The following is a 4,453-nucleotide window of genomic DNA, read 5'->3' as shown; positions in this document are numbered from 1 at the left end:
AGTCGAACCGCAGCGCGAGCCACACGGTGCACGTCGCGGCGGCGGGCAGCGGCCCGATCAGGCGCTCGTACGCCGCACCGGCGGCGGTCTCGTCGCACACCCGGCTGCCGTGCACGATGACGTCGATTCCGTCGAGGCCGACGTCGTGCGTGGCGAGGCACGCGGCGATCGCGGCCAGCGGAAGCCGGCGCAGCGGTTCGGCCCGATCTCGTGTCAGCCGGGTGAGCTCGCCGGCCGTCGGTACCAGCTCGACCACCGCCACGACGGCGGTGCCGTCCCAGCACACCCCGACCGGTCGATCGTCGCCCGCCGCGACGTCGACGATCACCGGGCCGGACCGCAGCGAACGGCGCCGGAACCGCCACCACAGCCGCCCCCATTCGACGGCGTCGAGTCCGTGGACAGGCACCGCCACCGCCAGCGCGGCCAGTACCGCCACGGTCACCGCAGCGGGAAGCGGAGCGCCCGTCGCCGCCGCCGTCGTCGCGCCGATCACCGCCGCGCACTGCGCCCGCACCACCGTCACCACGCAGCGGCGCCGCGGCCGCCGGAAGATCCCATCCTGCACAACGATTCCCCCGTTCCCACCGAGCGACGGCCCGGCCCCCCCGACGTTCCCGGACGGAACTGTACTGTGTTGCGGCGGAGGGGGCGTCGTACGGGGGAGGATCGATGGGAGCGCAGCCGACCACGCGCTGGCAGGTCAACGGCTACCGATTTCTGGTGCGCCGCATGGAACATGCACTGGTGCGGCGAGACGTGCGGATGATCCACGACCCGATGCGGTCGCAGTCGCGTGCCCTGGCGGTGGGCGCCGTCCTCGCCTGTGTCGGCCTCGCCGGCTGTGCCGCGCTCGCTCTGCTCCGCCCGCAGGACAGGATCGGTGACGCGGCGATCGTGGTGGGACGCGATTCCGGCGCGATGCTGGTCGCGATCGACGGCGCCTTCCATCCGGTACTCAACCTGGCCTCCGCCCGTTTGGTGCTCGGGCGGCCCGAGGCCCCCGCCGTCGTCGCCGACGGCGAATTCGAAACCCGGCCCCGGGGGCCCCTCGTCGGTATCCCCGGTGCGCCGTCCGCGCTGGCACACGTCGCGGCACCGCTGCCGTGGACGGTGTGCGACACCGTGACGACCGACGGAAGTCGTTCCGTCACAACGACCGTCACCGGGGGAGAGCCTGCCTACGGCGAGCGCGTGCGGCCTCTCGCCGACGACGAGGCCCTGCTCGTCGCGGCCGACGGCAGGCACCATCTGGTCTACCGCGGCTCCCGCGCCGAGGTGGATCTGGCGGACCAGGCGCTCACCCGCGTCCTCGGCATCGATGCCGGCATGGCACGTCCCGTCGGGCCGGGCCTGCTCGCCGCGATCCCGGAGGTGCCGCGGCTCGAGGCCCCGCGGATCCCCGGTGCTGGCGGCGAACCCGGCTATCCGATCGGATCGCTGACCGTCGGTTCGGTGGTCCGCGTCGCGGTGCCCGACGGGAAGAGGTTCTACGTCGTGCTGCGCGACGGTGTGCAGGAGGTGTCCGAGGCGACAGCGCAGATCGTCCACTTCACCGACTCGCAGGGCGCCGCGGAGATCCCGGCCGTCGCGCCGGACGTGCTGCGCGACGCTCCGACCGTGCGGGGTCTCGCGGTGGACACCTTTCCCGCCACCGTGCCCACCGTCGTCGATGCCCGCGACCGTCCCGTCGCCTGCCTGACGTGGATCCCGGGGGTCGGCGCGGCCGAACGGTCGCGGTCCGTCGTCGAGGTGTCGGCGGGGTCCGCGCTGCCGCTGCCCGACGGCGCGGTGCCCGTGTCCCTGGCCCAGGCGGACGGCGCCGGGCCCGAGGCCGACAGCGCCTACCTCGCGCCCGGCCGGGGGGCGTTCGTGCAGACCACCTCCGTCGCGCCGGACAGCGCGCGGCGCGGCGCCCTCTTCTACGTGGCCGACACCGGCGTGCGCTACGGGATCGTCGACGCGGAAGCCGCGACCGCCCTGGGATTCTCCGAACCGGTGCCCGCGCCGTGGCAGATCGTCGAACTGTTCGCGCCGGGTCCTGCACTCGGGCGGGCGGAGGCACTCGTCGCCCACGACGGTGTCGCGCCGGATCACGACCCGGCGCCGGTCGGCGCCGGCCGCTGACGACGGCGCCGCAGCGGCGCGGTCGCCGACGCCGCCACCCCCAGGACCGCGAGCACCACCGCCGCCACGACGACCGCGACGTCCCTGGGCCGGTGATCCGGCGGCGTCCGCGGTATCGGCGCCGCGACGGCCACCGAGGCCGGCTCCTGCGGACGCCGCTCCCTCGGCGGGGCGGTCACCGCCGCGACGGGGTCGATCACGCCGTGGCCCACCCGCGGATTCCAGCCCTCCGCCGGTGCGTGCGCCGTGGCCTCGATCCGCATCGCCACGGCGCGGGCATCGAGGTGCGGAAACCGCGCCCGTACCAGCGCGACGGTCGCGGCCACCAGCGGCGCGGCGAAGCTCGTGCCCGACACCGGCACCGGGCCCTCGGCTCCCCGGTAGGCGTCGACGAGGCCATCGGCGGTGGGATGCAGGGAAACCACCCCGCTGCCGGGCGCGGCGACGTCCACCCACGGCCCCGGCAGGCTGTAGCTCGACGGTGACCCGTCCGGCTCGACCGAGCCGACCGTGAGTACGTAGTCGTCGTACCAGGCCGGCGAGGCCACGGTCGTGACCGCGCGCCACGGATCGTCTCCCGGCCGGAGAGGATCGAGCCCCTGCGGGTTCGACCCCTGGCAGCGGTCCTCCACGTTGCCGGCTGCGGCCACGACGACGGCGTCCTTCACCTCGGTCGCGTACCGCACCGCCGCCCCGAGTTCGGGGTCGTCGATGCCCTCCGCGGCCGGCGCGCAGGCGACCTCGGAGATGTTGATGACGGTGGCGCCGAGGTCCGCGGCGCGGCGCACCGCCATCGCCATCGTGCGCACGTTGCCGTAGCCGGGCGACGTGCGCGCATCGTGGTCGGCGGGATCCGACCGTCGCGCCGAGAAGTGGCGGCTGGACTGGCGCACGGTGAGGATCCGCGCATCCGGGGCGCCACCGGCGAACCCCGACCCGGGGACCGGCTGCGCCGCGACGAGCCCCGCCACCAGGGTCCCGTGGGCGTCGCAGTCCTGCGTCCCATCGCCCGAGGAGACATAGTCGCCCCCCGGTACCAACCCGGGCAGCCGCGCATTGCGGCCCACCCCGGTGTCGATCACCGCCACGAGCTGCCCCGCCCCGCGACTCAGCGGCCACACGGCCGGAAAGTTCAGCACGCGCTGCGGTTCCGGGATCGAGGCGCTGTCGCCGGCGACGTCGACCGTGGTACACGGCGAACGCTGCCCGGTGTCGTCGACGGGCCCGGGTTCCCCAGGCGGGGGCAGGCGCCCGGCATCGACGGGCGGAGGTTCCGCCGCGGCGGACGGGGCCGTTCCGAAGGACGAGGCCGTCAGCACCAGGGCGACGACAACGAGGCGTGCGCCGCGGGCCACGTCAGAACCCGCGGACGGCGGCGTAGAGCCCGGTGACCCAGCAGGCCAACGGCACGATCGTCGCGATCACCGCGTACTCGACCACTTCGGCGGCGCGGCGCTGCACCGGCGTGAACGATCGTCGCGGCGCGACCACGCCGAACACCAGCGCTGCGGTCGCGACGGCAAGGGCGAGGGCGAACACGACGACGGGCGGCGCGGATCCGCCGACCGCGGCCGCGCCGAGCAGGCCCACCGGCACGGTTGCGCCGCCTGCCACCAGCAACGTCGCCTGGCGCGCATCGGTGTAGGTGCGGCCGCGCAGCATGATCACCGCCGCCGCGGCGACGGCGAGGGCGGTGCCGGGCAAGCGGAGACCGTCGCCGGACAGCGGCGCCGCGGCACACCACGCGCCCGCGACGACGAGAACGGCTCCCGCACCGATCAGCCCGGTGAGGTGGTCGCGTGCCCGCGCGGCGGCCGCCGCCAGCTCGCTGGGATCGGGCAGTGACCGGTCCCCGCCGTCCGGGGAGCCCGGTCCGTCCCTGCCGTCTTCGGTCTGCGGCGCGGGGGTCCCGGTCCCGGTCCCGGGACCGGGCACCGGCGGCAACGGCAGGTCGGCGAATTTCATGGCGAGGCGGGGTGCGAATGTCACCGTCAGCAGGGCCGTGACGACGACACCGGCGCCGACCGCGGAGGCGGAGATCCCGGTCGAGGCGGCGACGAGGAATGCGGCCGCGGCGGTCGCGGCGACGGCGGCGACCGCGGTGAAGGGCGCCCTTCCGACGGCGGTCAGCAGCAGGACCAGGGTCGCCACCGCCCCCGACAGGACCGCCCCGAGCATGGGGTGCGCCGGTCCGAAAGAGCCGGGCACCACGAGAATTCCGGTGGAGAAGGCGGCCGGGACCGCGCAGGCGCACAGGAGCGCCGCGGTGCGGTGGTCGTCGCGGGCCCGCCCGAGCAGGATCCCGGCGAGCAGGAGCAGGGCGGCG

4 protein-coding genes are annotated in these 4,453 nt (G+C 75.5%); 1 reads left to right on the top strand and 3 read right to left on the bottom strand.

The features are described from left to right. A partial coding sequence (gene eccE, locus CQZ88_RS10060) for a type VII secretion protein EccE (RefSeq protein WP_102799678.1) occupies positions 1–568 on the bottom strand: 568 nt, incomplete at its 3' end. 104 nt (positions 569–672) lie between these two features. Between eccE and eccB the strand changes: the two genes are divergently transcribed. Further along, the gene (gene eccB, locus CQZ88_RS10055; protein WP_044476574.1) at positions 673–2,127 is read left to right on the top strand and encodes a type VII secretion protein EccB; all 1,455 of its coding nucleotides are present in this window, start codon (positions 673–675) and stop codon (positions 2,125–2,127) included. On the opposite strand, the gene mycP is transcribed toward eccB, so the two are convergent. Together mycP and eccD are read right to left on the bottom strand one after the other, a co-directional pair. Continuing rightward, the gene (gene mycP, locus CQZ88_RS10050) at positions 2,094–3,482 is read right to left on the bottom strand and encodes a type VII secretion-associated serine protease mycosin (RefSeq protein ID WP_006947205.1); all 1,389 of its coding nucleotides are present in this window, start codon (positions 3,480–3,482) and stop codon (positions 2,094–2,096) included. The genes eccB and mycP overlap by 34 nt on opposite strands. A 1-nt stretch (position 3,483) precedes the next feature. Further along, a partial coding sequence (eccD, locus tag CQZ88_RS10045) for a type VII secretion integral membrane protein EccD (RefSeq protein ID WP_102799677.1) occupies positions 3,484–4,453 on the bottom strand: 970 nt, incomplete at its 5' end.

Source organism: Rhodococcus sp. ENV425, from assembly GCF_002887785.1.
GTDB lineage: Bacteria > Actinomycetota > Actinomycetes > Mycobacteriales > Mycobacteriaceae > Rhodococcus > Rhodococcus aetherivorans.
The sequence above is the reverse complement of the archived record's forward strand: the minus strand, read 5'-3'. Positions and strand labels throughout refer to the sequence as shown.